Source organism: Aestuariirhabdus sp. LZHN29 (assembly GCF_049985285.1).
In the GTDB taxonomy this organism is placed as follows: Bacteria; Pseudomonadota; Gammaproteobacteria; order Pseudomonadales; family Aestuariirhabdaceae; genus Aestuariirhabdus.
In genome coordinates, this window is the sequence record NZ_JBNIEU010000002.1 from 831539 (window position 1) to 856649 (window position 25111).

Annotated in this window: 25 protein-coding genes; 13 read left to right on the forward strand and 12 right to left on the reverse strand. The window is 55.8% G+C overall.

All coding sequences use genetic code 11. The features are described from left to right. Positions 1-64: 64 nt before the first annotated feature. Entirely contained in the window at positions 65-754 is a 690-nt protein-coding gene (locus ACP3PW_RS10640) for a crotonase/enoyl-CoA hydratase family protein (protein WP_426416670.1), read from the forward strand. 37 nt (positions 755-791) lie between these two features. Here ACP3PW_RS10640 and ACP3PW_RS10645 read toward each other — a convergent pair whose 3' ends face one another. From ACP3PW_RS10645 to ACP3PW_RS10655, 3 genes are all read right to left on the reverse strand, one after another. After that, complete coding sequence (locus ACP3PW_RS10645; protein ID WP_426416671.1) at positions 792-2876, reverse strand: PAS domain S-box protein; 2085 nt, start codon at positions 2874-2876, stop codon at positions 792-794. A 37-nt stretch (positions 2877-2913) separates the two neighbouring features. Further along, positions 2914-3153: a CDGSH iron-sulfur domain-containing protein gene (locus tag ACP3PW_RS10650; protein WP_426416672.1), complete on the reverse strand. Its 240-nt coding sequence runs from the start codon at positions 3151-3153 to the stop codon at positions 2914-2916. Between the two features lie 268 nt (positions 3154-3421). Further along, positions 3422-3799: a cupin domain-containing protein gene (locus tag ACP3PW_RS10655; RefSeq protein WP_426416673.1), complete on the reverse strand. Its 378-nt coding sequence runs from the start codon at positions 3797-3799 to the stop codon at positions 3422-3424. A gap of 194 nt (positions 3800-3993) precedes the next feature. Here ACP3PW_RS10655 and ACP3PW_RS10660 point away from each other — a divergent pair, with 194 nt between their 5' ends. Continuing rightward, complete coding sequence (locus ACP3PW_RS10660) at positions 3994-4572, forward strand: NADPH-dependent FMN reductase (protein WP_426416674.1); 579 nt, start codon at positions 3994-3996, stop codon at positions 4570-4572. 132 nt (positions 4573-4704) lie between these two features. Here the strand turns inward: ACP3PW_RS10660 and ACP3PW_RS10665 are convergent, their stop codons facing one another. Beyond that, complete coding sequence (locus tag ACP3PW_RS10665; protein WP_426416675.1) at positions 4705-5523, reverse strand: TatD family hydrolase; 819 nt, start codon at positions 5521-5523, stop codon at positions 4705-4707. A gap of 52 nt (positions 5524-5575) precedes the next feature. Next, positions 5576-6487 carry a transcriptional regulator GcvA gene (gene gcvA / locus ACP3PW_RS10670; protein ID WP_426416676.1) on the reverse strand — a complete coding sequence of 304 codons (912 nt, stop codon included), beginning with the start codon at positions 6485-6487 and terminating at the stop codon, positions 5576-5578. A gap of 127 nt (positions 6488-6614) precedes the next feature. On the opposite strand from gcvA, the gene ACP3PW_RS10675 reads away from it, so the two are divergent. Continuing rightward, positions 6615-6836 carry a DUF1127 domain-containing protein gene (locus tag ACP3PW_RS10675; protein WP_426416677.1) on the forward strand — a complete coding sequence of 74 codons (222 nt, stop codon included), beginning with the start codon at positions 6615-6617 and terminating at the stop codon, positions 6834-6836. 10 nt (positions 6837-6846) lie between these two features. Here the strand turns inward: ACP3PW_RS10675 and ACP3PW_RS10680 are convergent, their stop codons facing one another. Further along, positions 6847-7713 (reverse strand): LysR family transcriptional regulator, encoded by an 867-nt coding sequence (locus ACP3PW_RS10680; protein ID WP_426416678.1) that lies wholly within the window; start codon positions 7711-7713, stop codon positions 6847-6849. Positions 7714-7823: 110 nt separating this feature from the next. On the opposite strand from ACP3PW_RS10680, the gene ACP3PW_RS10685 reads away from it, so the two are divergent. The 4 genes from ACP3PW_RS10685 to ACP3PW_RS10700 all read left to right on the forward strand — a co-directional run bounded on the left by ACP3PW_RS10685 (position 7824) and on the right by ACP3PW_RS10700 (position 12827). Further along, on the forward strand, positions 7824-9083 hold the full coding sequence (locus ACP3PW_RS10685; protein WP_426416679.1) for an MFS transporter: 1260 nt from the start codon (positions 7824-7826) through the stop codon (positions 9081-9083). Between the two features lie 202 nt (positions 9084-9285). Beyond that, positions 9286-10329 (forward strand): selenide, water dikinase SelD, encoded by a 1044-nt coding sequence (gene selD, locus ACP3PW_RS10690; protein ID WP_426416680.1) that lies wholly within the window; start codon positions 9286-9288, stop codon positions 10327-10329. Beyond that, positions 10326-11417 carry a tRNA 2-selenouridine(34) synthase MnmH gene (gene mnmH / locus ACP3PW_RS10695; protein ID WP_426416681.1) on the forward strand — a complete coding sequence of 364 codons (1092 nt, stop codon included), beginning with the start codon at positions 10326-10328 and terminating at the stop codon, positions 11415-11417. Before selD ends, mnmH begins: the two co-directional genes overlap by 4 nt. Before the next feature lie 48 nt (positions 11418-11465). After that, complete coding sequence (locus tag ACP3PW_RS10700; protein ID WP_426416682.1) at positions 11466-12827, forward strand: class II 3-deoxy-7-phosphoheptulonate synthase; 1362 nt, start codon at positions 11466-11468, stop codon at positions 12825-12827. Here the strand turns inward: ACP3PW_RS10700 and ACP3PW_RS10705 are convergent, their stop codons facing one another. Further along, entirely contained in the window at positions 12828-13619 is a 792-nt protein-coding gene (locus ACP3PW_RS10705) for a hypothetical protein (protein ID WP_426416683.1), read from the reverse strand. It abuts the gene before it with no gap. A gap of 106 nt (positions 13620-13725) precedes the next feature. Here ACP3PW_RS10705 and ACP3PW_RS10710 point away from each other — a divergent pair, with 106 nt between their 5' ends. Together ACP3PW_RS10710 and ACP3PW_RS10715 are read left to right on the forward strand one after the other, a co-directional pair. Next, complete coding sequence (locus tag ACP3PW_RS10710) at positions 13726-14835, forward strand: hypothetical protein (protein WP_426416684.1); 1110 nt, start codon at positions 13726-13728, stop codon at positions 14833-14835. Further along, positions 14819-15304, forward strand: coding sequence for a GAF domain-containing protein (locus ACP3PW_RS10715; RefSeq protein WP_426416685.1), 486 nt, complete (start codon positions 14819-14821; stop codon positions 15302-15304). The genes ACP3PW_RS10710 and ACP3PW_RS10715 overlap by 17 nt, the downstream gene beginning before the upstream one ends. A gap of 11 nt (positions 15305-15315) precedes the next feature. Here the strand turns inward: ACP3PW_RS10715 and ACP3PW_RS10720 are convergent, their stop codons facing one another. Then, a complete protein-coding gene (locus ACP3PW_RS10720; protein WP_426416686.1) occupies positions 15316-17355 on the reverse strand; it encodes an ATP-binding protein in 2040 nt (679 codons plus the stop codon). 124 nt (positions 17356-17479) lie between these two features. Here ACP3PW_RS10720 and ACP3PW_RS10725 point away from each other — a divergent pair, with 124 nt between their 5' ends. Together ACP3PW_RS10725 and ACP3PW_RS10730 are read left to right on the forward strand one after the other, a co-directional pair. Then, on the forward strand, positions 17480-17740 hold the full coding sequence (locus ACP3PW_RS10725; protein WP_426416687.1) for a PilZ domain-containing protein: 261 nt from the start codon (positions 17480-17482) through the stop codon (positions 17738-17740). Between the two features lie 692 nt (positions 17741-18432). Then, positions 18433-19389 carry an AEC family transporter gene (locus ACP3PW_RS10730; RefSeq protein WP_426416688.1) on the forward strand — a complete coding sequence of 319 codons (957 nt, stop codon included), beginning with the start codon at positions 18433-18435 and terminating at the stop codon, positions 19387-19389. A 30-nt stretch (positions 19390-19419) separates the two neighbouring features. Here the strand turns inward: ACP3PW_RS10730 and ACP3PW_RS10735 are convergent, their stop codons facing one another. From ACP3PW_RS10735 to ACP3PW_RS10750, 4 genes are all read right to left on the reverse strand, one after another. After that, positions 19420-19968, reverse strand: a complete 549-nt coding sequence (locus ACP3PW_RS10735) for a hypothetical protein (protein ID WP_426416689.1) — start codon at positions 19966-19968, stop codon at positions 19420-19422. Positions 19969-20103: 135 nt separating this feature from the next. Beyond that, the gene (locus ACP3PW_RS10740; RefSeq protein ID WP_426416690.1) at positions 20104-21495 is read right to left on the reverse strand and encodes an MATE family efflux transporter; all 1392 of its coding nucleotides are present in this window, start codon (positions 21493-21495) and stop codon (positions 20104-20106) included. Positions 21496-21653: 158 nt separating this feature from the next. Next, complete coding sequence (locus tag ACP3PW_RS10745; protein WP_426416691.1) at positions 21654-22295, reverse strand: hypothetical protein; 642 nt, start codon at positions 22293-22295, stop codon at positions 21654-21656. 20 nt (positions 22296-22315) lie between these two features. Continuing rightward, on the reverse strand, positions 22316-22846 hold the full coding sequence (locus ACP3PW_RS10750) for a sigma-70 family RNA polymerase sigma factor (protein ID WP_426416692.1): 531 nt from the start codon (positions 22844-22846) through the stop codon (positions 22316-22318). A gap of 204 nt (positions 22847-23050) precedes the next feature. Here ACP3PW_RS10750 and ACP3PW_RS10755 point away from each other — a divergent pair, with 204 nt between their 5' ends. Then, positions 23051-24562 carry a Hint domain-containing homing endonuclease gene (locus tag ACP3PW_RS10755; protein ID WP_426416693.1) on the forward strand — a complete coding sequence of 504 codons (1512 nt, stop codon included), beginning with the start codon at positions 23051-23053 and terminating at the stop codon, positions 24560-24562. Positions 24563-24667: 105 nt separating this feature from the next. Further along, positions 24668-25057: an RT0821/Lpp0805 family surface protein gene (locus tag ACP3PW_RS10760; protein WP_426416694.1), complete on the forward strand. Its 390-nt coding sequence runs from the start codon at positions 24668-24670 to the stop codon at positions 25055-25057. The last annotated feature ends 54 nt before the right edge of the window (positions 25058-25111 follow it).

Here is a 25111-nt window from a genome sequence, read left to right on the forward strand (position 1 = left end):
CCCACAGTGGGGACTGTAATTTAGAAGGGGTGCGTGAGTCGCCCCAGACAGCGGAGCAGAAAAGATGAGCGAACTCGTTAACTATCAACTCGATGGCAAGATTGCCACCGTCACCCTCAGTAATGGAAAGGTCAACGCCCTATCCCCGGAGCTTATTGAGCAGTTAAATAGCGTGCTGGATCAAGTGGAGGCCGCCGAGGCAACCTTGGTATTGACCGGGTCACCCGGCATTCTTTCCGGTGGCTATGATCTGCGGGTAATGGGAGCGGGGGTTGAAGCGGCGGTGGCGTTGGTGAGCGCGGGCTCGGCACTATCCCGGCGCTTGTTGGCGTTCCCAACCCCGGTAGTGGTGGCCTGTGCAGGGCACGCTATTGCCAAGGGGGCCTTCCTGCTGCTGTCGGCTGATCTGCGCATTGCCGCTGAGGGCGATTTCAAGATAGGCCTTAACGAAGTCGCTATCGGCATGACCATGCACCATGCGGGCATTGCCCTGGCACGAGGACGCCTTACCCCGGCGGCTTTTGAACGCGCGGTTGTGCTGGCAGAGATGATGAGTCCGCAGCAGGCCCAGATCGCCGGCTTCGTTGATCAACTGGTGCCCGCCGACAAGGTGCTCGAGGTTGCGCAGCAAGCCGCTGCCGCCCTCACTCAGTTGAGCATGAAGGCTCACCACCAAACCAAACTCAAAGCCCGGGTGGCGCTGCTGGAAGAGCTGGATCGTGCGATCGAACTTGATAAACAGCATCTACAGTGACAGGTGCTTTTAGCCCCGGAGCTTTCTGCGAGGCATTCTATGTAATGCGAGGACTGTTTCCGCTGGGGTCAGGCGGAAGCAGGCTGCAGGGCAGCTCAATTTTGAAGCGTATACCCCGCCCGGGTAGGCTGAATACGTTGATGGAGCCTTTGAGGGTATCGGTCACCAGGTTGTACACCAGATTCATACCCAATCCAGTGTTGCCCTGGGCGCGTTTGGTGGTAAAAAAGGGCTCGAAAATATGCGGTAGCTGGTCGTCATCCATACCGCAGCCATTGTCGTGGTAGCTCAGTTCTACCCGGTCCTCAATCAGACGGCACTGCAGGCTGATCTCACCCTGGGGTTGATGGGCAAAAGCGTGTTGCAGGGAGTTGATGATCAGGTTGCTGATCACCTGGTAGAGCGCGCCAGCGTTGGTGGTAATCGACAGCTGCTCGGCGCAGTCGATATTGATTTTATGTGCTGTTTTTTTCAATAGAGGCCGCAGGCTAACCAGCATATCATCAAGGTAACGTTTCAGCCCGATAGTACGGATTTTGCTGCTGCTTTGATCTACCGAGACCTGCTTGAAGCTGGCGGTGAGTTCCGCCGCCCGGGTGAGGTTTTTGAGCAAGATATGGGTGCCCTCCAGTGCGGTCTGCAGGTATTCATTAAGCTCGGATTTGGACAGTGTTTGTTGCTCAAGGCTGTGGGCGAGGCGTTGGGTGCGTTCGTGCAGATGGGATGCGGCGGTTACCCCAATACCCACGGGCGTATTAATTTCGTGGGCGATCCCCGCGACCATGCCCCCCAGTGCCGATAGTTTTTCTGCGCTAAGCAATTGCTGTTGCACCCGTTTGAACGCTGTGTAGTCGGTGCCTATGCCCTGGTATCCGGCAAAACTGCCGTCGTTATGATAGAAGGGGGTGCCGCTGATCTTTATACAAAAGGGATCGCCATTGGGCTTGATGCCGTTGTACTCGAACTCCTTAAACGCACGCTGGTTTTCGATATCCTGTTGATGGGACTGCCAGTCAGGGTTGTTGGAATAACCCTCGACATGGTCGGCGAACTCCTGCCGGGTTTTGCCCAAAATATCCTCGGGTTTATACCCCATCACTTCAAAGAATCGCGTAGAGAGGTAGGTGAAACGGTTCTGGGCATCCATCTCCCAGATCCAGTCGGAGGTCGACTCGGCAATGTTGCGAAAGCGCTCTACGCTGCGCTTGAGCTCATGTTCCAGCTCGACCTGGGCAGTGACGTCGCGCCCTGCACCACGATAACCCACAAAACGGCCCTCCGCGTCGAACAGCGCCTTACCACTCACACGATAATAGAAGACCTCTTCATCCCTGCGCAGGGCGTACTGGAACTCATGAAAATCCTGATGGGCTTCCATCGTGCGCCGATGCTCCTGCCAGGCGTCTGTATCGCCATCGAACAGTAGCGGAGCAAAGAAATCCCAGCGTGTTTTACCCAGTATATCTTCCTGGTTGAGCCGCATTTTTTGTAGAACATGCTCCGAGACGTAGGTGAAACGGAGGTCTGCATCGGTCTCCCAAATGGAATCGAGCATAAACTCCGCAATATCCAGCAGCCGCTCCTTGTTGGTTCGCAACCTGTTTTCGGCCTCTTCGTGTTTGCTCTTGACGTCGTGCAAGTGCACGCTTTGGAGCGAGTAGGCACGCTGCAGTTGCTGTTGCTCTTTCCAGATGGAGTACTGCTCTTTGAGCATCACCTCGACACAGGTTCGAACAATGGCGGCATAGTTCCTAGCTTCGGCTAGCGGGGCGGCAATGCCTATATTGAGTACCGGCTTGCCCTCCAGGTGTGCCGGCAGGTTGTACCCTTCGAGCATTGATGGGGAGCGAGCGGCGGCTTCGGCGCTCACCTCGAGTTCCGGGAGTTCTCCCCGCAGTATTCGCGCAGCACCCTCATGCCGCGTGCCGATCCGGCCCTCGATTGACGAGGCTACAATAGTCCCGGCCGCTGCCATAAAGGTGATTTCGCAGGGGATCTGCGCCGCAATTTTAAGGCAGATAGATTCGAGGGTGTCTGCGGCAATGCGAAAGCCTTCACCACACACTACAGCGGCGCCGGCTTCGGCAAGGGGGCGGGCGGTGGTGGGTGTTTTGATGACCATGAGAAGGTTTGACCTGTTGCGCTGTTGCCCTGTTGACCTAGGTGGACTTGTGGCTACCATCACACAGCGGCGCGTTTGCTGTTTGTTTGCAGGCGCAAAAAAACAGTTTTTTATCCTCGGTGGCGTCATAGGGTAGGGGTGTTATCCCCGTTCCCGAGTGGGAACCGTCGCAAAAGGGTTGCTTGCTGCTGCGACCGCAGGCGCACCAAAAATAGCGCTTCCCCTGGGTTACTTCTACGGCAACGGGGGCGTCACCGGCACGAACAGTGTCACTCATTTAGGCCTCCAAGTAGGTGCTTGCGCCCCTCAAGGATAGCTCAAGGGCCGGGAAACTCTAGGCACGGCAAGCGCGGGATTGGGGGCCACGCCTACTACCTCGTTGGCCACACCCGCCGAGGCGCCATGGCCAGCTATTCAAGAGGAAGCAGCAATACAAGAGCGCAGGCCCGCTCTAAAAAATCGCCGCCATTGGAGTGGGCCGCAGTGCGCCACCGACACCGGTACTAAAGCGGAAATCGGCTCTCATCTTTCGGGGAGGCCGGGCTTCACGCCTGGTTGGTGTTCGGCTCGTAGATTACATAGATCTTTTTCGTGGTCTCTATGACCTCCCACTCACCGCTAAACCCTGCGGGTATCACAAAATTATCGCCGCTGCGCAAATGTACCTCGTTGCCCTCGGTATCGCGCACGATGGAATGCCCCTGCAGGATTTGGCAAAATTCATGCTCGCTGTAGTCGATACGCCAGCATCCCGGTTCGGATTGCCATACACCGCTAAAAAACTGCTCGCTGGGGTCGCTGTAGTGATTCCAGAGGCTTTGTTCGGGGTTGCCGGTGATCAATTTAGCCCCATCGACTTTGTAGGTTTCAGCATCCACATTGCTCTTGTTGAATAGAACAATATTTTTTACATTCAAAGGCATAAAAGGCTCCAGTAAAAGCTTTTTTGAGGGTTTTTAAGGGTATATCGGGAAAAGTCTACTCTCGGATAAGTTTTTGTGCAATAAAATGAACAGCTGTAGATTTGTCAACGTGCAGGCGGGCCGAGAAACCAAGTGTTATAGTAGGATAAAGGCGGGCGGTGAACGGCTGTGCTGGGGATTAAGGAGGGTTTGTTGTGGTGCGCATCATTGCATTTGCTGGCAGTGCCCGCAGGCACTCCTGGAATAAAAAGCTGGCCGCGATCGCGGCGGAGGGAGCCCGTGGGGCAGGAGCCGAAGTGACCCTGCTGGATCTTGCTGATTATCCCATGCAGATCTATTGTGAGGATCTGGAAGCCGAGCAGGGATTTCCTGATAGTGCCCGCCGTTTTAAGCAGTTACTGGCGGAGCATGACGGGTTCCTGATTGCGTCTCCAGAGCACAACAGCGCGTACAGTTCATTGTTGAAAAATGCCATCGACTGGGCCACCCGTCGCGAGGGAGAGGATGAGCCTCCTCTGATGGCATTTAGCGGTAAGGTGGCTGCCTTGATGTCGACCTCTCCCGGTGCTTTGGGCGGTCTGCGTGGCCTGGTGAGCCTGCGGATGCTGTTGGGTAATCTTGGCGTTATTCTGCTGCCCCAGCAGCAAGCTATTGGGCTGGCGGCCACGGCTTTCGATGACGATGGACAGCTCCTCGATAGCGGCCAGCAAGCCAGGGTTCATAGCCTGGGTGAGGAGCTGGTCCGTGTAGCGCACGCCCTAAAACGCCCCTAGCGTACCGGGCGCTTTGGTGTGCAGCCTGCTCTCTAAGGATTCATCAGCCTGCGAAAAGCAGGGGCTATTGATGGGTGCGCGGGAGGTGTTATTGCCTCTGTGGCGCAATGAGCGCCGGGTGAAAGGCGAGCTCTAGCTGTCCAGCTCCCGGGGAAAGAACAGCGCCTGGCTGTTTCGATACGTCTGCTTGAGCAGCTCTTCAACGTTGATCTCCAGTTCGTCGGCGATACGTTGCGCGATAAAGGGCAGGTAGCAGGGGCTGTTGGGCCTGCCTCGATAGGGGACGGGGGCAAGATAGGGGGAATCGGTTTCCAGTACGATCTGTTCGAGGGGGGTCGAACGCACGACGTCACGCACATTCTCTGCCCGGTTAAAGGTGGTGATGCCGTTGAAACCGAGTTTAAAACCCTGCTCGATACAGTATTGCGCCAGCTCCATTCCAGACGTAAAGCTGTGAATTACCCCCTTGTGGGTTAGGGATTGTTCGAAATTGGCAAGGATAGCCCGGGTATCCTCATCCGCCTCGCGAGTGTGGATCACCACGGGCATCTGTTTATCAACGGCGATCTGTAACTGGCGCTCGAATACCTCGCGCTGTACCTTGCGATCGGCGTGGTCGTAGTGGTAATCAAGTCCAATCTCTCCCACTGCCAGCATCCGGGGGTCATCCAGTTGCTCAATGATCTGGGCTTCCACGTCGATGTTGTACTGTTCGGCATCGTGGGGGTGGATGCCCTGGGTGCCCCAGATACGGTCATCCACCCGGCTCAGGTTCAGAACCTTGTCCAGGTTATCCGCCGAAACCGCAATGGTCACCATGCGCTCGATGCCGATCTCACGGGATTGTTCCAGCAGCTGCGCCAGTTGCTCCTCATCGAGGTAGTCGAGGTGGCAGTGGGTCTCGATAATCGGGTGGTCGAAACGGGGGATGTCAGGTCGTTTTTTACTCATGGGAACTCCAGTCAAGATCGCGTTATTTTATCACAGCGCGATCGGTGGCTGGCTAGTTACCGGTTTGTAAAAGTGGTTTCGCGACCGCCGAGTGCAGCCATTGGCAAAAAAGCCTGACCCGTTCTAGTTCCCGTTTTTCCCTGGGCATCACAAGGTAGTAGGCGTAGTCAGAGGAGAGGCTAACGTCGAAGGGCTTAATCAGGCGACCGCTTGCCAGCTCCTGTTCGACCAGGGTTGAGCGGGCGAGGGCGATGCCCTGACCTGAGAGCGCCGCTTCAATGGCGAGGCTGGAGTCACCGATGGTATAACCGGGGTTGCGTGGTTGGTAGTCAACCCCTGCGGCCCGAAACCAGTTTGCCCAGTCCAGGTCGCCGGGTCCCATATCATGCAGCAAGCGCTGGTTGAGCAGGTCTGCGGGTTGGGAGAGGCCCGGCGCACCCTCAAGCAGGTTGGGCGTGCAGACAGGAAAGGCTTCATCTTCCATCAGCAGCTCGCTGCAGAGACCGGGGTAATCGCCACTACCGAAGCGGATGGCCATGTCGATGTCGCTGTTGCCGAAGTCGACCAGTGCTAGCGACGCCGAGATGCGCACCTCCTGTTCGGGGTGGAGGGTGGAAAATTTCAGTAGCCTGGGAATCAGCCAACGATAGGCGAGCGATGGCAGTACTGACAGGTTGAGGGGGCGCTGTTGCTGCTCCAGGAAGACGGCCTCTATCCCCTGCTGCAATGAGTGCATCGCTGCGCTTACATAAGGCAGTAGCCGTTGTCCCTCATCGGTTAGCAGGAGGTGGCGGTTAAGGCGGCGAAAAAGGGGATAACCCAGCTGCTCCTCCAGCTGACGGATCTGCTGGCTGACCGCAGCCTGGCTGACGAAGAGTTCGGCGGCGGCGCGGGTAAAGCTCAGCTGGCGCGCGGCAGTTTCAAACACCCGTAAGCTGTTGAGTGAGGGGAGGCGTGGGTTCATCTTGTATTCGGATAAGTAAAACTTATTTATACGTTAGATTTAACCGTTTGTCGAAAAGATCCTTGATTGCTAATTTGACGGCTCAAGCTTGCTGAATGACAGCATTTTACGAACGAGGAGGTTCTCCATGAATCAGGGATTATGCATAAACGATAGTTGTGGTTGTGTGGCGCCGCGCGAAACATCAGGGGCAACGCTGTCGGGGTCATTGATCGGTACCTTGACCCTGTGGCGAGAGCGTGCGCGTACGCGTCGTTATCTCCGTGAAATGCCTGCATATCTGCTAAAGGACATTGGGGTCGATGAGTCCCAGCGCCAGCAGGAGGTAGAGAAACCATTCTGGCGCTGAGTTGTTTGGCTTACTGAGCCAGCATGAAGTCAAGAAATGCACGGTTGGCACGGCTCAGGTAGCCGCCGCGCTTGCAGGCGATGGCCAGCTTGAGCCGAACGGGGTCGGCGAAGGGAACGGCGATGAGCTTAGAGTCATCGGCGATTACCATCTTAAGAAAGGTGGTAATCGCAAATCCGTTTTCAACGATCGACTTGGTCAGGGGAATCAGGTTGGTTTCGAATGCGATACGCGGGCTCAGGTCATGTTCTGTGCAGATGCGGTCGATAAATTCACGGTGGAAGTAGCCTGGTTTGAAGAGCACCAGCTCCTCGGCAAAAAAGTCCTCAAAACTGATCGCGGGCTGACCTGCAAAGGGGTGATCCTGATGTACGCACACGATCATCTCCTCCTCATGGAATCCATGGGTTTCCAGTGTTGGCGGGAGGTTGTGGTCAACCACTATGCCCAGGTCCAGCTCGCCGCTGAAGAGCATCTGTTGAATGGCCCGGGTGCCCGCCTCCACCACACTGAGCTTGAGGTTGGGGTAGCGATGCTTGAAGGCCATCAGGAGAGGGGGGAAGTAGTAGGACCCCAGCATACTGGGAATCCCGATGGATACCTCGCCTCGTTCTAATCCGCCGAGTTCGGCCATCTCTCGTTCCGCATCCCGCAGTTGCGCCAATATGATGTCGGCGTGGTGAAGCAGCCGCTCGCCATCGGCGGTGAGGGCAATGCGTTTGTCCTGTCGGTTGAACAGGGTGAGCTGCAGGGAGTGCTCCAGTTTCTGGATGGCGATGCTTACGGCGGGCTGCGCCATCTTCAGCTCTTCGGCAGCTCGGGTGAAGTTGAGGTGTCGCGCTACGGCTTGCAGGCATTGCAGTTGACGTAAATTCATGGGGTGAGGGTTCCGTAGCGATGCAGGATCTTTATTATATTAAATTGGTATCGATGCGATATGAATAATATATTTTAATTATGGTTTGTGGCGCTGCTAAAGTCCCCGCCATGATTGAGATACGCACCCCGCAATTCTGGCGCTCCACCCTGGCCCTGAGCCTGGGCTCCTTTATGGTATTCGCCAATATCTATACTACTCAGCCGATGCTCCCCCAGCTCAGTGAACAGTTTGCTGTGTCACCGCTGGTGGCCAGCTGGAGCCTGTCGTTGACCACCTTGATGTTGGCGTGCTCGCTGCTCATTTACGGACCCCTGTCGGACGCCATTGGCCGACGCGGGCTGATGCTGGGGTCGCTGGCGGGGGTACTACTGCTTACCCTGGGGTTGGGTTTTGTGGAGGAGTTTCAAACGCTGTTGTGGCTGCGGGTGGCACAGGGGTTTCTGTTGGGCGGATTGCCTGCGATCGCTATCGCCTACATGGGAGATGAATACAGTAAACCTGCGCTGGGCATTGCGGTGGGTATCTATATCAGTGGTAATACCCTCGGGGGAATCGGGGGGCGCCTGATAGGCGGTTTTATGACTGACCTGGCCGGTTGGCAGAGCGCCTTCTGGGTGATGTCCGGGATCAGCCTGCTGTGCCTGCTGCTGTTGATCTGGTTGCTTCCCCCTTCCCGTCACTTTACCCCCAAGCCCTTTCGTCTGGGAGCAGTACTGGGCGATATGGCCAGCCACCTGCGCAATCCGGTACTGCTGCTGGCGTATTTAATTGGTGGGCTCAACTTCTTTATTTTTATCAACCAGTACAGTTACGTTACCTTCTTGTTAAGCGCCGACCCCTACCTGTTGTCGGCGAGTTTTCTGGGTATGTTGTTTCTTTGCTATCTCAGCGGTACCTTTGCGTCGGCCCTTTCGGGAAGGGTGGCCCAGCGTCTTGCGCAGCCGCTGTGTATGTTGCTTGGAATCGGGATGTTTATCAGCGGCACACTGGTGACCTTGATCCCCAGTTTGTGGGCGATTCTGGCCGGTTTATTGATCAACAGCTTCGGTTTCTTCTTTTGTCACTCCATGGCCAGCTCCTGGGTGAGCCATAATGCCCGGTTCGCCCGCGGCAGTGCATCCTCGCTCTATCTGGTATTTTATTATGTTGGCGCCAGCTGCGGCGGGTTCTATCTCGAACCTTTCTGGCAAAGTGCTGGTTGGCAGGGAGTGGTGTTGGGCTCGTTGTTGGTGTTGGCGTTGACCGCCGCAATGGCGCTCAAACTTTGGCTGATGTGGCGCACAGGAGAGGGAGCTGCTGTGGAGGGAGCCGCGCTCCGTGGTAGCAAAACAGAGGTGGGGCAGCAGCGGTGCTCCATTGCCCGTTAGTTACACCCTGAAAGGTCGTCACTGAGCCCTATGGCGGTATTTGAGTGGGAGCCGCCTTTACGCTATTTAAGGAGGGTGAAGGGGAGCCGGTGGTCGCTGCGATGACGACACCTGTCCCGGGGGCTGGCTTCATTGCCGTGGGAAATTGCATCTTCTGTCAAAGCTGCTAACGTATGCCCGATTTTCTTCTCGGGACCCGACCATGAGCGACAGCATCAAACTTACCGAATACAGCCACGGCGCCGGTTGTGGTTGCAAGATTGCGCCGGGGGTTCTGGACCGCATTCTGCAGAGCGATCTTGTGTTGCCCGACGACAAGCGGCTGCTGGTAGGCAACAGTTCCAAGGACGATGCCGCCGTGTACGATCTGGGCAACGGCACTGGCGTTATAAGTACGACCGATTTCTTTATGCCGATCGTCGATGATCCTTTCGATTTTGGACGCATCGCCGCGACCAATGCAATTAGTGATGTTTATGCCATGGGGGGAACCCCTCTCATGGCCATCGCTATTTTGGGGTGGCCGATCAGCGTACTCGACGCCGAGGTGGCGAGCAAGGTGGTTGAGGGCGGTCGTCAGGCCTGCCTGGATGCGGGTATCCTGCTGGCGGGTGGTCACAGCATAGACGCCCCCGAGCCTATTTTCGGACTCGCCGTCACCGGTCAGGTTGCCCTCGATCGGCTGAAACAGAACGATACCGCCACCGCCGGAAACCGACTGTACCTGACCAAACCACTGGGCGTCGGCATCCTCTCCACCGCGCAAAAAAAGAAAGTGTTGAAACCCGAGCATGGGCACATCGCTCGTGACAGCATGTGCGCACTCAATACCATCGGTGCCGAGCTCGCGGCGCTGCCCGGGGTTAGGGCAATGACCGATGTGACCGGGTTTGGTCTGTTGGGCCATCTGCTGGAGATGTGTGAAGGCAGCGATCTGGATGCCCGCATCGACATGGCGGGAGTGCCGGTGATTCCCGAGGCCGAGCAGTATCGCTTGCAAGGATGCGTACCTGGAGGAACCTTACGTAATTACCAGAGCTACGGCCATAAGGCGCAGGCACTGGATGAAGCACTTCAGCATATCCTCTGCGACCCGCAAACCAGCGGAGGTTTGCTGGTGGCCGTAGAGCCCGAAGCCGAGTCCGAGTTTCTGGCGCTTGCCGAGTCTAGGGGGTTCTCCCTGAGCTGCCTGGGTGAGCTGACCGCACCGCAGGGCGGGTTGCGTGTTGAGGTGATCGCCCCATGAGCCATCAACCCGATACCGACCACTACCTGGCGCTGTTTCTTAATGACACTCCGTTGATGGATGTGCGCGCGCCGGTGGAGTTCGACAAGGGGGCCTTTCCTTGCAGCGAAAATCTGCCGCTGCTTGATGATCTTCAACGTGAGGTGATTGGAACCCGCTATAAGGATGCCGGGCAGGATGCCGCAATCGCGCTGGGTAACGAGCTGGCCACCGCGGAGATTCGCGATGCACGGCTGGCGAGTTGGAGAACCTTTGTTGATGCCCACCCCGATGGGGTCCTTTACTGCTTTCGTGGCGGTTTGCGCTCAAAAGTCACCCAGCAGTGGTTGGCCGAGGCCGGGTTTACTATGCCCTTCGTCGAGGGCGGCTATAAGGCGATGCGTCGATTCTTGATCGATAGCATTGATCAGATCGCAGCCACGACCAAATTTCAGGTCGTCGGCGGTTTTACCGGTACGGGTAAGACTCCGCTGCTGGCGGAGTTGGAAAACAGCATCGACCTGGAGGGAATTGCTAATCACAAAGGCTCCAGTTTTGGTAAGCAGATTGGTGGTCAGCCAACCCAGATCAATTTTGAAAACAGCCTTGGGGTTCGCATGCTCAAACTGCGGGAGGTAGCGCATCCTTATATGGTGGTGGAGGATGAAAGTCGCGCGGTGGGGCGTTGTGGGTTGCCCTTATCCCTACTGGAAGCGATGGCTATTGCGCCGGTGGTGGTCATTGAAGCGGGTCTGGAGGAGCGGATTGAGCGCCTGCAGCGCGAGTACGTTGATGAGATGCTGGTGGCCTACCAGTGTCATTGGGGTGACGACGAGGGCTACCTGAAATTTTGTGCCTACCTGCTGGATGCGATTGAGGGCATTCGACGCCGACTCGGTGGGGAGCGCTATCAGAAGTTGCGCGGGTCGCTGGAGACCGCTTTACAAAGTCGGCAATTGGAGTCGGTTGCGGGTGTTTATCGCGATGCGATCGCCCAGGTGTTGGATCAGTACTACGATCCAATGTACCGCTACCAGCTGGATCAGAAAAAAGAGCGTATCTGCTTTCGTGGTCGTTATGCCGAGGTTGTGGATTACTTGCGCGGCTAGCCCCGGGGTGCCGACACGTCACTTCCAACTTAATACAAGGGATATTTCATGAGTCATATTTGGACGCCCTCCAGCTGGAGGGAGTGCCCCATCCAGCAACAGCCGGAGTACCCGGATACCGCCGCGCTGCATAGTGCGGAAGCGCAGTTGGCCAGCTTTCCTCCCCTGGTGTTCGCCGGTGAGGCTCGCGATCTCAAGCAACAGTTGGCGGAGGTGGCCGAAGGCCGCGCTTTTTTGCTACAGGGTGGGGACTGCGCAGAGAGCTTTGCCGAGTTTGGTGCTGACACGATTCGAGATACCTTTAAGGTCTTGCTGCAGATGGCGGTGGTACTCACCTTTGGTGCCAGTTGCCCGGTGGTTAAAGTGGGGCGCATGGCAGGGCAGTTTGCCAAGCCGCGTAGTGCTGGTATGGAAGCGGTCGGTGGTGTGGAGCTACCCAGCTATCGCGGTGATATCGTAAACGGTATCGAGTTCGACGCAGGGTCCCGAGTGCCGGACCCCCAGCGTATGCTGCAGGCCACCAACCAAGCCGCCGCGACCCTGAACCTGTTGCGGGCGTTTTCCAAGGGCGGTATGGCCGACCTTCATCAGGTGCACCGCTGGAATCTGGATTTTATTAAAAATCGCGCCCTCAGCGAACGTTATCAGCACCTCGCCGATCGCATCGATGAAACCCTGGGGTTTATGGCAGCCTGCGGCATGACCGCTGAAAATACCAAGGCGATTCGGGAAACCACTCTCTACACCTCCCACGAGGCGCTGTTACTGAATTACGAGCAGGCATTTACTCGGCGAGACAGCCTCAGTGGCGACTGGTATGACTGCTCGGCGCATATGTTGTGGATCGGTGATCGCACACGCCAACTGGATTCGGCCCATGTCGAATACCTCAGTGGCGTATGCAACCCCATTGGAGTCAAGGTCGGGCCCTCCATCAGCGAAGATGAGTTGTTGCGTTTGATTGCACGTCTTAATCCGAATAATGAAGCGGGCCGCCTGAACCTGATTGTACGTATGGGAGCCGAATCCGTCACCGAGCTGTTCCCTCCTTTGTTGCGGGCGGTTCAGCGGGAGGGTGCCAAGGTGGTCTGGAGCTGTGATCCGATGCATGGCAACACGATCAAGGCGAGCAACGGCTACAAGACTCGACCCTTCGACCAGATTTTGCGGGAGGTCCGTGGCTTCTTCGAAGTGCACCGTGCCGAGGGTAGTTATGCCGGCGGCGTTCACTTTGAGATGACCGGGCAGAATGTAACCGAGTGCACCGGGGGTAGCGGCTCGATCACCGAGGATGCCCTGGCCGACCGCTACCACACTCACTGTGACCCGAGGTTGAATGCCGACCAGGCGCTGGAACTGGCATTTTTGATTGCCGAGATGCTCAAGGAGAGTCGCCCGGGCGTTCGCTGATCAGGGTTTGCTGCTCAGGCCGTAGCCCATCCACTTATAGAGGTTGTCGTTCATGACATGGGCCGAATGCCCGCTTTCGATTGAGTGGGAAATCCAACTGGCCATCGCCTCGAGTGGAAGGTCGCAGGTACTGGCTTTGGAGATACCGACATAGAGTTCAAAGGTAGCGATATCCACCGGCATCTTCTCGAACACCCCCTCCATATTGAGTAGGGAGACGAAGAGGTCATCCTGGATCTGGGGGTAGATGGCGTAATCGATACGCCCGACATGGAGCATCTTGAGCCCCTGTTGGGCGTTCTGGATGCGTATCAGGTCGAGTTCTGCGTCGGCAAAGGTTTCGAAGCGATTGCCCAAATAGGTATCTTTGGACGCGACGCCCTTGAGGCCTCGAAGTTGGTTCCAGTCGCTAATATTCAGGTTGCTGCGGCGGTTGGTGATCACGATATAGCTTTGGGTGTAGATCGGAGGTTCGATAAAAATCGTATACGCTTCGGTTTCGGGTGAGCGCGCCATGGCAGGGTTGATATCAAATTTTCCCAGCCTGAAATCCCGCATTACCCGATTGTTGCCACCTTTAAAGTCGGATGCGACAGCGATGCCCTGTTCGGCGAGCATCTCCTCTACCAGGTCAGGAGCCGAGCCCAGGGTCGACAAGTAATCTCCCCAGACGACGGGGGGTAAGTTGGGATGGCCGGCGAGTTTAACCTGTTCGCAGGTGTTACTGTATACAGCGGCGGACGCAGTTGTCAGCCAGATTAACAGCAGGGATTTAAGTGACCAGTCGCGCATGGTTTTTGTATGTTTTTGTTAGGGAGCTTGCGAGCAACCCCCTTGAGCGAAATGTTGATCGATTTACTCAAGCTTATCACGGCTTGGCGCTAAGAGAGAATATTCAATGTCAATGACTTCGCAGCGCGTTCAGCCAAGGCGTTTGGTCGATGGGATCAAGGTAGCGTTCGGTGAGCAGGCGATACGCCTGAGTGGGCGCGGTCTGTGTTGCAGCTTCAGGCAGGGAGAACACTTTTACCGGCGCACCCTCAATGGCCAGTGGTGGCGTGTCGATGGCGTACGCCAGCGACTTGATGAACCGCAGGTCGATTCGCTGCTGGGAGCGTTGCGGGAATACTGCCAGGCTTTACTGAGGCAGCGCCTTGATCCCGAGGTTGCCGAGTTGATCCGGCATTCGCTGCACGTTGACTACGACGCCGATGGGGCTCGATATCGGCAGATCTATCGCGAGGATGTCCCGATTTTGCCGCCGGATCGGTATCGTGACCTGGTGGTACAGCCCGCTACCGGCTGTCCCAACAGTCGTTGTAATTTTTGTGCCTTTTATCGACAGCACCCCTTCGCCGTGCTGTCGGAGCCCGACTTCCAGCAGCAGCTGATTGATATCAAAGACTGGCTGGGAGATGGTTTCAGGCACCGCAATGGGGTCTTTTTGGGGTCGGCTAATGCGCTGGCGCTTTCCCAGCGGCGCCTGTTAGTAGTATTGGCTCATATTTACCAACAGTTCGGCGCCCTTTCGCGGGGCGTTGCCAGCTTCTGGGATCCCGATTTTTCGCCTGCGCGCACGCTTTCTGAGTGGCGTGCATTGCGCCGTGCCGGTGTTCGGCGTCTGGTAGTGGGGGTCGAAACCGGGGCGGGGTCGCTGCGTCAACAGCTGGGGAAATCCGGTGATATGCAACAGCTTGCCCAGATGCTGACGGGGGCTAGAGGCGGCGGCATGGAGTTAGGTCTGTGCATTCTGGTGGGAGCGGGCGGTCAATCAGGTAGTCAGTATCACCTGCAACAGACACTGCAATGGGTCTCTGCTCTTCAGTTGCAGCCACAGGATTTGATCTACCTGTCCCAGCTGCGTACAGACAGCGAACACTTATCAGGAGCACCGGAACAGGAGCCGTGGATGAAGGCAGAGTTAAGACAGTTTTCCCATCATCTGGCCAGCGCTACCCAAGCAAAAGTTACAGAATATCGGATGGAGCATTATGGCTATTACAGTTGAGCAACAATCATTTTATAAACGTCTCCAGCAGCAGGCCCGGGCCCTTTTAGGGCAAGAGCAGGACGCCATTGCCAATATGGCCAATCTCTCCAGCCTTCTGTTTATGGAGATGCCGCGTGTGAACTGGGTAGGTTTCTATCTGGCGCAAGACGAGCAGTTAGTGCTGGGGCCGTTTCAGGGCCGACCGGCCTGTATTCGCATCGATATTGGAAAGGGGGTTTGCGGTGCAGCAGCCCAGAGCGGGCAACCACAGCTGGTTGAGGATGTGCATGCCTTTCCAGGCCATATAGCTTGCGATGCGGCGAGTATGAGTGAGTTGGTCATACCCTTCCATGATGAACGGGGTTTGCTAGGAGTTTTGGATATTGACAGTCCGGATGCGGGGCGCTTCAACGCCGCCGACCTGCAGGGATTGCTCCCGTTGGTTGGGCTGCTCAACGGCAGTCACTTTGAATTCCTGCGCCGTTAATCCAGCGGCCTCTAGTGGCCACTGTTGAGCCGCAGCGGTACTTCGATCTCGAAACAGATGCCGTGTCCGGGCTCGCTGGAACAGTGGATCTGTCCCTGTAGCATTTGGGTTACGGTGTTATAGACGATATTTAACCCCAACCCTTTGCTGCGAGTGGCGCTCGCGCTAAAGAAAGGTTCGAATATCCTTTTTCTAACCTCGTCGTTAACACCGATGCCATTATCGCTATAAACCAGACGTACTAGCTTGTCGCTGCTCTCGACATCAATTGTGATCTGGCCGTTGGGGGTGTGGGCAAAACCGTGCTCGATGGAGTTGTTTACCAGGTTCGTAATGATCTGATAGAACGCGCCAGGGTAACTGTGCAACATAAGGTTGTCCGGACAGCGCAGATCCACGCGGTGTCCATCGGTTTGCAGTCGTGGCGTGACACCCTTGATCATCTCACCCAGGTATTCGTGGAGATAGAAGTCTCTCATCTCCTCATTGTTTTTGTCGGCCGCCATCAGTTTAAAGCTACTGATCAGGTCGGAGGTGATGCGGATATTGTTTTGGATCAGCTGCAAGCCTTCGTTCAGAATGCTCATAAAATGAACCAATTCGCTGCGTTTGAGCTCCTGGTCCTCGATTTTGGACAATAGTTCGGCGGTGGACCGCTCCAGGTGCGACGCTGCCGTGATGCAGATACCTATGGGTGTATTGATCTCGTGGGCTACGCCAGCAACCAGGTTTCCAAGCGATGCCTGTTTCTCCGATTCGATCAACTGGCTCTGTAGTTCGGTGAGCCGCTGTACACTTTGTTGCAGGTCCTGGGTGCGCTCCTCCACTCGATCCTCAAGTTGGGCGTTGAGCCGCTGCACCTCCTCCTCTGCCTGTTTGCGCTCGGTGATATCGATAACCAGGCCTTCCAGGGTAACCTCGCTGGTTTCATCGTTGTAGACCTCCATGCCGCGCTCAAGTACCCAGCGGATATCCTTTTCGAGGGTAACGATCCGGTAGGTGAGTTGATAGGCACGCTGATGGGTGGTCGCATCCTCTATCTGGTCCAACACTCGAGGCAGGTCGTCACGATGGATGATGGAGCCGAAGCTCACCAGCTTGCTGTCGGTCAATTGTTCGGGGCGGTACCCGGTGAGGTCGATGCAACCTGCGCTCGCCATTAAAAGGTTTCGGGTGTTGCTCTTTTCGCAGCGATAGGCCATGCCCGGAATGGTTGATAGTAGGCGTTCCAGTTCGAGGCTACGATGGTTCAACTCCTGTTGCGAATCCCGAAAGTTGATCAGGGTGCTGCGAAAAGTGCCCACCGCGGAAAATATCTCGGAAAACTCATTATTCGATGAGGTCGCCGGTATCCGCACATCGGTGTTTCCGCGCGATAGCTCCGCGAGGGATGATACCAACTGGCCGATGCTTCCCTCCAATTGACGCGATAGTATCCAGCTGCTCAGCAGGATAAAGGAGATGGTAATCAGTAGTAGCATCCCCAGGCGAAACAGCTCTTGATCGGTTTGCTCCTGTATCCGCAGCAGCTGGCCAACACCCTGTTGCCGGTGACCTTCGAGAAACTGCCCCAGATCCTCAATTGCCGCCTTGAACGCAGTATTTGCGCGGCTTAGTGGATCGGGTTCTGCACTGGTGGGGTTCGAATCGGCTAGCCCCTGTGCGACAGTTCCCAGACTGTTGAGGTACTGTTCGAGACGTTCACCGATTCGATCCAGTCTGGCCAGCGCTGAATCGTCGAAGGCAATGCGTTGGCGGAGGTGGGAGATCAGGTCGACCAGCGTCTCGATCTCTCCGATTCCGATGCGCAATTGAGTATCGCGCTGTTGGTCGGTGGCGGCCTCGCTGAGGTTTGCCATCAACGCCAGGTGCTGCTCGATTAATTGGTCACGATAACTGCTCAGGGTATCAGAGGTATCGCTATAGCTTTCATAGAGGTTGGTGATTTTGACCGACTGGGTTCCCTGGGTGGCAAAAAAACTGAACGCCACATAGCCGACCAGGATTGCCGTAAACAGGGGGATAAGCAGGTACTGCGTCTTAACTTTCATAGCACTCAGAATGGACCAAAGAAGTGAACTTGGCTAGCAATCCCCGTACAAGATTGGCCGCGATGGTTGCAAAATATACTGCTTGGTTTATAAAGTCTGCTAACTGTAAAACAATATAAGAGCCATGAGCGACAAAAGACGACATTTACGCACCGATATGAATCTGCTGATCAGGGTCTGGGGGGACGAGACGCCTGAAACACTTTTGCATACCCGCGATCTATCCGATGGAGGGTTATTCCTACTGACCGAGGAACACGAAAATCCTCCAGTAGGCACGATTGTTAATGTGCAGGTTCAGGGCTTACCCATCGATGCACCTGTTAAAACGATGAAGGTGGTGCGCATGGAGCCCTCGGGAGTTGGGTTGATGCATATCGACTAGGCTGCCCGAGCGCTGGTGAGATCGGGGTAGTATTGAGTCCGGTTGTTTCTGCCGCCTGTATACAGCTCACCACAACATGACCATCAGTCTATTGCCAGTAACTGCGGTTAGGGTGCTTATAGCTCGCTTGTGCTTGCTTGAAAGCGTTGTATCTGCGGCCAGTCAACGGCGGTGGCAGAGCTCGGGCGATTGTCGCACCGGTTCACGGACTCACAGGCGCTCGATGGGCTGTATCCTGTGGCAAGGCGATAGTTTCTCAACTCGATAATTGTTCAAGCTGGTAATTGTTCAAGCTGATATGGGGCCGTGAGCGGGCGCTAGAGCGAGGCTGGCTCGATGGAGTATTTGCTTTGAATGGGGCGCACGGACAATAGACGAGCAGACCTGATCTGCCCGGAATGCCTCAATAGCGCGGGTCTTGTGATCAGTCCACCAGAGCAAGCACGGTGATAAGGGCGGCAAGGGCGAGAATTACCCACAACGCAACATCTCCGATTCGGTGCTCCAGCGCGTCCAGTTCTTTAAGGGTCATCTTTGCGTTCTCTCATGTACTGTTTTAACAGTAGCCTGTTTTTTATGGACTCGGCCGCGTCATAAAAAATCAGTCTAACTCGACATCGCCTTTAGCTCAGATAGCTCTATTTAGGTCGCAGGCGTTACAATAGCCGTCTTCACCGCCTTTGGAACTGTTCGTGAATCTTTATCTGGAAACCCTCCTGTTTACCGTAGAAGTTACGGTGCCGATCTTTGTTATTGTCTTTCTCGGCGCGTTCCTGCGCCGGATCGGGTTTATCAACGAAAATTTTATCGAGGTCTCCTCGAAGCTGGTGTTTAACGTGACGCTGCCGGCGCTGCTGTTTATCAGTATCATTAAGCTGGACCTTTCCCTGGTATTCGATCCTCGCCAGCTGGTTTTTTCGTTACTGGGGACCCTGGCGGTTTTTTCTGCACTGTGGTGGATGTCAGGCACGCTAATAGCCCGCGGTGACCAGCGCGGTGTGTTCGTGCAGGGCTGTTTTCGCAGTAACCTGGGGATCACGGGGTTAGCACTGTCGGCCAACATGTACGGTGAACCCGGCCTGGCGATGGCGTCGCTGTTGATGGCGGCGTTAACCCCCCTCTACAACGTGTTGTCGGTGTTTGCCCTGATGGCCGCCAATCGGCAGGGAGAACGTATCGATTGGAAGGGGATTGGTCTGGGGATCGTGCGCAACCCGCTTATCCTGTCAATCGGCGCAGCGGTATTGTTGGCGCGATTCAGTGTGGAGTTACCTGCAGTATTGCTGAAAACCGGTAGCTACTTCTCCGCGATGACGCTGCCCCTGGCGCTGTTGGGTATTGGAGGCACCCTCAGCCTTAAGGCTCTGGGCAAGGCGTCCTCGCTTTCGCTATGGGCGACATTACTGAAGCTGGCGCTGGTGCCGGTTGCACTTACTCTGGGGGCGTTGATGCTGGGGTTTCGGGGGGAAGCGCTGGGCATCATGTTTCTGATGTTTGCCAGTCCTACGGCAGCGGTTAGTTTCGTGATGAGCCGGGCGATGGGGGGAGACGCTGAACTGGCGGCCAGTATCATTCTAATGACCACCCTGGGGTCCCTGATCAGTATCAGTGCCGGAATATTCGTGCTGCGCTTATTGCAGTTGGCCTAGAGAGGGGAACGGCTTGCCTGAACCTGCCCGCTAATTGGGGGGCGAGAGTGGCTGCGATCCATTGGCGAAGGGGTTGGTCAATGAAGAGTCGATACCGGCCAGCAATACATCTGCGTGATAACGTTGCATCAATCCTCGCACGGCATGCTCTTCGTGGCGCCTGATATCAACGATTATCAAGAGTTTTCCATCGTTAATTGCACGTTGGAAACGGGAAATTTTATAGTGTTTTTGGTGGCGGCCACTGAGGGCGCCTATCCACCCTCCACCAAGTATGCATAGCGCGGTTATCAGAATGACGGCGGTACTCGAAATCTGTTCTCCAACGGGTTGGGTGCCAATCAACAGTAGTGATATCAGAAGCCCACTCAGGCCTCCCATGATCGCTCCGCGCTCCCCGCTGTAGACAATATTACTGCTTTGCAGGGGGGTTGCAGAATGCAACCGGTGGTGCAGAAGACCCGCCTGGTCCTTGCTGAAGACATGGAAACGCCAGTCCGAAATGCCTTCCCGGTGTAGATCTTCCGAGATGCGCTCTGCACTCTCAATGCTGTCGGTAAGGTAGTAGAGTCGCTTCATGGCACGATCCTCACGGGGCAGGTGGACCAGGAGGGTCCATCCGAGGTGTGATCGCTGATTATAAAATAGACAAAAAAATACTACAGGCCGCTATTAGACCGATTACGGGGCAGGAGAGGCCCCTTTATAATCGTTTTAGTTAATGACCGCCTCTCGCGGGCGGTCAAAATAGCGTTCGCAGTGCTGTGACAGTCGATGGAAGCGCCAACTGGACAGGAGTGCCATCAACCCCAGCCCAGCGGCCAGCCCAGCCCAGATGCCGACCCCCTGCCAATCGAGGACGAACCCGAGGGTGACTGCCAGGCCAACGCCGACAACCCAGAAACTGAGAGCCCCCATTAACATCGGGATGCGGGTGTCAGGGAAGCCATGCAACGCACCAACGGCGGTCAATTGAATGCCATCCATCACCTGGAAGATTGCCAATATTGCGAGAAACCCTGCAGCCAGTTCAATGACGCGGGCGTTTTCGGGGTCGAGGGTGTCGATAAAAATGCTGACAATCAACTGCGGGAAACTCCAGATAAATAGCGCTAATAACAGCATCATCGACGCGCCAAGACCCACGGCGATCCAGCCGCTGCGTATTACGGCCAGAGGGTCGCGTCGTCCCATCGCGTCGCCAACCCTCACCGTGGCGGCATTCCCTATACCCAGGATGAACATATAGGTTACCGAGCCCACCTGAATGGCGATCTGGTGTGCGGCCACGGATTCACTATTGATAAAGCCCATCAACAAAATCGACGCTGAAAACAGGCCCTCTTCCAGTAGGAATGCCAGGCTGATGGGGGCACCGATCCGCACCAGTCTCGCGACTAGTTCAGGATCAAAGCGAAAGCCGCTACTAAATAGCTTGTAGGGGCGGAATTCCGGGCGTAGCGCGGCGATCGCCAACAGGCTTACAACCATAAACAGGTTGACCAGTACGCTGGCGGTGCCAGCTCCTTGAACGCCCATGGCGGGCAGTCCCCAGTGGCCAAAAATCAACAGGTAATTGAGGAGGACGTTCAGCAACACCGCGATGCCCATGATCACTAGAGCCGGCAGGGGTTGCTGCAGGGAGGAGAAAAGGTTGCGCAGGGCGATCATCAGCATTGCAGGGATCAGGCTCCAGCGCATGATATCCATGTATTCAACGCCGATGTCGACCAGGTGCGGCTGTTGTCCGAGCAATAGCAGGATCGGGCCGACAAAATAGAGCCCCAAACAGAGTAGGGAACTCACCACCACTGCGAGCAACCAGCTATGGTGGATGCAATGGCGGAATTGGTCGGTATCCCTGGCGCTGGCTGCTCGGGCCAGCAGGGGGGTAGAGGCGACGATCAGGCCAATTGCGATCATCGATGCCAGCAGGTAAATGTTGAGGGACAAAGCCGCACCGGCGAGGGTTTCGTAGCCCAGCCTGCCGATCATAATGGTATCGGTCGCCCCTATCGCGACCTGACCAAGAAATATCAGCGAGAGGGGTGCGGCGAGGCCCAGCATACTGCGGATCTCGGGAAATAGTAGGGGTTGGTGCGGCATAGTGCGCTTATCGTTACCGGCGGATGGCAGCCGCCATTGTAATGAGCTGTTCGTTAATTTGAAATACTTGTTCTTTTTTTTGAACAAAAAGCCCGCAACTAATCGCGGGCTCCCTGAGTCTGAGGCCGGTCACTCCGGAGGGAGCCCGGTACGGCTGGCTAGATCTTTATATTGGGGATACCTTCCAGCTGGTTGTACTGCATATTGACGATCTGCCAGCTTCCCTCGGGAGTGCGGCATACGACACCGTTCACCTGTTCGTGGGAGTCTTCAAGCAGGAATTCGCGACAGTAGGTACCGCTTCCGGTTTTATACGTACGCACCGGCAGCAGTCTGCTGGGGGATTGATCGGGATTGCTCCATTGCACCGCAACGCCACTGATGTTGCTTTCCATCGTGCTCTGGAATTGAGGCTGGCTTTCGAGACTGCGGCTGAGGGTTTGTTGGGCTGACCACTGGGTTGCCATCTCGCCCTCTATGGCGTTGTTGAACGGCACATTAATGCCAATGGCAATACCCACGACGGAGGCAGCCAGAAGCCCGCCCGCCTGCTTGAAAAAATTTCGGTGGGGTAGCGGGGTGACGGGGGCAGGAATACCCGTTGAGCCGCTGTGCAGTGGCGCTCGCTGGGTGAATGCCTGACGCACCAGCGTATCGGCTTCAACCAGTGCTTGCAGGCGATCCTGTAAGGCTTCGCTTTCGGCCAACTGCTGCTCCAGTTGTTGTCGAGCGGGCAGCTCCAGCTCGTTATCCATGTAGGCGCACAGTAGCTCGTCACTGATGGATTCGTTAGTGGTCATCTTTATCTCTCCCGCCGGCGTCAGCCGCGCTTTTTCTCGTTGAGTGCGCTAGCGTCACCGCACTGTTCAACAATGATTTTTCTGGCCCGCGCCAAACGACTGGTCACTGTACCTATTGGTAGGTCCAGGGCAACCGAGACCTCTTTATAGGAGAGGCCTTCGATGCTGATGAGCAGTAGCACCAGGCGAAAGCTCTCCGGCATGGAGGCCATCGTCTCGAGTACCCGTTCCAGGCTTTTACGGACTTCGAGCTGTTCGCTACTGTCTGGCTGTTCATTTTCGATGACCAGATAGGGGCGTTTGCGCGCCACCACCGCCTGTGCATTGCGCTGGTTAAAATAGAGGTTTTGCACAATTCGGTACATCCAGCTATCGAGGCGTGTACCCTCCTGAAACTGATTCAGGCGCTCAAGTGCACGACTGTAGGCTTGTTGCACCAGATCTTCCGCATCGTGATGATCATTGCACAAGCGCATGGCGAAGCGCTGCATCTGGGGATACAGTTCCGTCAGTGTCCGTTTGAGCTTTCGCTCCTTGAGCTGTTTGATCATTCGCGGGCTTTTCACTCGTTAGTAATAGTGGGCTTACTATAGCTATAACAGCTATCGAGGTAATTTATTCCCGAAATAGACCAAATAATATGAAATTAGTGTTTTTTAAAAAAAATCACATTGAATGGGATTAAATTCGGTACTGGCCTGTTGTCCTCTTTGAGAACCGCAGAAAATCTGCCTGCTTTCCACGAGGAGAACACAATGAAAACAATTCCATCCCTTGAACTCGGGCCCGCACAGGGCAGTATATCACTGCGTAAAGCGCGTTTTAGCCCCTTGCGGCTGTTGAGTTGTACGGCATTGGCCACCATTCTGATGGCCGCCCCAATAAGCTACGATACCGAAAGTGGCGAGATCACCTACCAGAGCGCCTGGGCTAAGTCCTGCTTCATTGGCAGCACCCGCGTCCTGATGGCCGATGGCAGCTACAGGGCGATCAAGGATGTTCGCGTTGGCGAACGAGTCATCGGTGAACAGGGTCAAGTCAACCGGGTTGTGCAGGTTGAGCGTGTGCCACTCGCGGGACGCTCCCTTTATAGCCTGAACGGCAGCGCGGCTTTTGTTACGGCTGAACACCCGTTTCGCAGCCCCGACGGCTGGCGCTCTATTTCACCCCGAGCCACCTATCAGGAAAACCCGCTGCTGAGTGTCGACCCACTTGAAGTCGGCCATGCTGTTATGCGGTTCAGCCATTTTGAGCAGGGGGTTGCCCAGGGTAACGATGGACTGGCGCGGGAATTGATGCTGGTACCTGAGTTTATGGAGGAGACTCTCACCTCCATAGAAGCCAGCGAAGGCAATCCGCTGGAGATCGTCTACAACCTGCTGCTTGATGGCAACAATACCTATATCGCGGATGATTACCTGGTCCATAACAAGGGTGGTGACGGCGGTGACGGTGGCGGCGGTGGCGGTGGCGGCGGTGGCGGCGGTGGTGATTCCGACTCCGATTCCGATTCCGATTCCGATTCCGATTCCGACTCCGACTCCGACTCCGACTCCGACTCCGACTCCGACTCTAGTGGCCGTGGCGGTGGTGACGATGACTCGGATGATGATTCCAGCGGCCGTGGCGGGAGTGACGATGATTCGGATGACGATGACTCAGATGACGACTCCAGCGGTCGCGGTCGAGATGGCGGTGATTCCGACGATGATGATGACGATGATGATGACGGGCGCCGCGGACGCGGACTGGGGGACGATGATATCAATGAGCAAGGTTTAAAAACCCGTGGTGATGGCTCCATCGACGACTCCCAACCTGGGCAATCTCGTAGCAGCAGTGACGATGATTTCAACGCTGCCGGTCAGAAGACCCGTGGCGATGGCTCCATCGACGACTCCCAGCCTGGGCAATCTCGTAGCAGCAGTGACGATGATTTCAATGCTGCCGGTCAGAAGACCCGAGGTGATGGCTCCATCGACGACTCCCAGCCGGGGCAATCTCGCAGCAGCAGTGACGATGATTTCAACGCGGCGGGCCAGAAAACCCGAGGTGATGGCTCCATCGACGATTCCCAGCCGGGACAGGCAGATAGCCGCAGTCGAGATCGAAATAGAAGCGAGGAGCGTAGCCGGGTTGATGATTCGGTCGCGCGAACTGAAACTCGCACCGAATCCCGTAGTGAAACCCGTGGTGGTGGTTTCGATGATCGAGAGGCGCTCAGCGCCGAACAGGAGTCTGAAGCGATAGAGAACGGCTGGCAGTAGCCTGGTAAAAATACGGGGAGTCTTGGTATTAAGCTGAGATTTCCTCGTTTTTATGCAGCCGAATAAAACTGCCGTCAATATGAAAGGCAGACCCAAGGAGCAATTATGATTACAAAAGAAACCTTCGGTCCAACAGTTGCTGTGGTGTTGGTCTCTATGGCCTTAACCGCCTGCAGTAGTAATCCCTACAGCAGTAAAAACTCTCAACGGTTATACACCCAGCTTGATTCGCAGGATAGCCAGCTTGCCGATGATGCGGCACGTTATGCGCTGGAAAAGCTGGCGACAGGTAAGCGCCTGCAGTGGAACAACCCGGATAGCGGCAACTCCGGCGAAGTCACTCCCACTGCGACCTGGTATGTCGCGGAACGTGGACAGTATTGTCGCGCCTACGAAGAGGTCATACGAGTCGGTGATCAAGCGCAACGCTACCGCGACATCGCCTGCCGGAACGAACGGGGTGTATGGGTGAGTAAGACCTCCGCATCAACCTGATTGTTCAGCAATGAAAAGGGCACCCTCGGGTGCCTTTTTTTTTGGTAGCTCATC

What these genes read in the sequence shown, in the direction of transcription:
- ACP3PW_RS10640 (WP_426416670.1), top strand. Translation starts at nt 65, where the DNA reads ATGAGCGAACTCGTTAACTATCAACTCGATGGCAAGATTGCCACCGTC.
- ACP3PW_RS10645 (WP_426416671.1), bottom strand. Translation starts at nt 2,876, where the DNA reads ATGGTCATCAAAACACCCACCACCGCCCGCCCCCTTGCCGAAGCCGGC.
- ACP3PW_RS10650 (WP_426416672.1), bottom strand. Translation starts at nt 3,153, where the DNA reads ATGAGTGACACTGTTCGTGCCGGTGACGCCCCCGTTGCCGTAGAAGTA.
- ACP3PW_RS10655 (WP_426416673.1), bottom strand. Translation starts at nt 3,799, where the DNA reads ATGCCTTTGAATGTAAAAAATATTGTTCTATTCAACAAGAGCAATGTG.
- ACP3PW_RS10665 (WP_426416675.1), bottom strand. Translation starts at nt 5,523, where the DNA reads ATGAGTAAAAAACGACCTGACATCCCCCGTTTCGACCACCCGATTATC.
- gcvA (WP_426416676.1), bottom strand. Translation starts at nt 6,487, where the DNA reads ATGAACCCACGCCTCCCCTCACTCAACAGCTTACGGGTGTTTGAAACT.
- ACP3PW_RS10675 (WP_426416677.1), top strand. Translation starts at nt 6,615, where the DNA reads ATGAATCAGGGATTATGCATAAACGATAGTTGTGGTTGTGTGGCGCCG.
- ACP3PW_RS10680 (WP_426416678.1), bottom strand. Translation starts at nt 7,713, where the DNA reads ATGAATTTACGTCAACTGCAATGCCTGCAAGCCGTAGCGCGACACCTC.
- ACP3PW_RS10685 (WP_426416679.1), top strand. Translation starts at nt 7,824, where the DNA reads ATGATTGAGATACGCACCCCGCAATTCTGGCGCTCCACCCTGGCCCTG.
- selD (WP_426416680.1), top strand. Translation starts at nt 9,286, where the DNA reads ATGAGCGACAGCATCAAACTTACCGAATACAGCCACGGCGCCGGTTGT.
- mnmH (WP_426416681.1), top strand. Translation starts at nt 10,326, where the DNA reads ATGAGCCATCAACCCGATACCGACCACTACCTGGCGCTGTTTCTTAAT.
- ACP3PW_RS10700 (WP_426416682.1), top strand. Translation starts at nt 11,466, where the DNA reads ATGAGTCATATTTGGACGCCCTCCAGCTGGAGGGAGTGCCCCATCCAG.
- ACP3PW_RS10705 (WP_426416683.1), bottom strand. Translation starts at nt 13,619, where the DNA reads ATGCGCGACTGGTCACTTAAATCCCTGCTGTTAATCTGGCTGACAACT.
- ACP3PW_RS10710 (WP_426416684.1), top strand. Translation starts at nt 13,726, where the DNA reads ATGTCAATGACTTCGCAGCGCGTTCAGCCAAGGCGTTTGGTCGATGGG.
- ACP3PW_RS10715 (WP_426416685.1), top strand. Translation starts at nt 14,819, where the DNA reads ATGGCTATTACAGTTGAGCAACAATCATTTTATAAACGTCTCCAGCAG.
- ACP3PW_RS10720 (WP_426416686.1), bottom strand. Translation starts at nt 17,355, where the DNA reads ATGAAAGTTAAGACGCAGTACCTGCTTATCCCCCTGTTTACGGCAATC.
- ACP3PW_RS10725 (WP_426416687.1), top strand. Translation starts at nt 17,480, where the DNA reads ATGAGCGACAAAAGACGACATTTACGCACCGATATGAATCTGCTGATC.
- ACP3PW_RS10735 (WP_426416689.1), bottom strand. Translation starts at nt 19,968, where the DNA reads ATGAAGCGACTCTACTACCTTACCGACAGCATTGAGAGTGCAGAGCGC.
- ACP3PW_RS10740 (WP_426416690.1), bottom strand. Translation starts at nt 21,495, where the DNA reads ATGCCGCACCAACCCCTACTATTTCCCGAGATCCGCAGTATGCTGGGC.
- ACP3PW_RS10745 (WP_426416691.1), bottom strand. Translation starts at nt 22,295, where the DNA reads ATGACCACTAACGAATCCATCAGTGACGAGCTACTGTGCGCCTACATG.
- ACP3PW_RS10750 (WP_426416692.1), bottom strand. Translation starts at nt 22,846, where the DNA reads ATGATCAAACAGCTCAAGGAGCGAAAGCTCAAACGGACACTGACGGAA.
- ACP3PW_RS10755 (WP_426416693.1), top strand. Translation starts at nt 23,051, where the DNA reads ATGAAAACAATTCCATCCCTTGAACTCGGGCCCGCACAGGGCAGTATA.
- ACP3PW_RS10760 (WP_426416694.1), top strand. Translation starts at nt 24,668, where the DNA reads ATGATTACAAAAGAAACCTTCGGTCCAACAGTTGCTGTGGTGTTGGTC.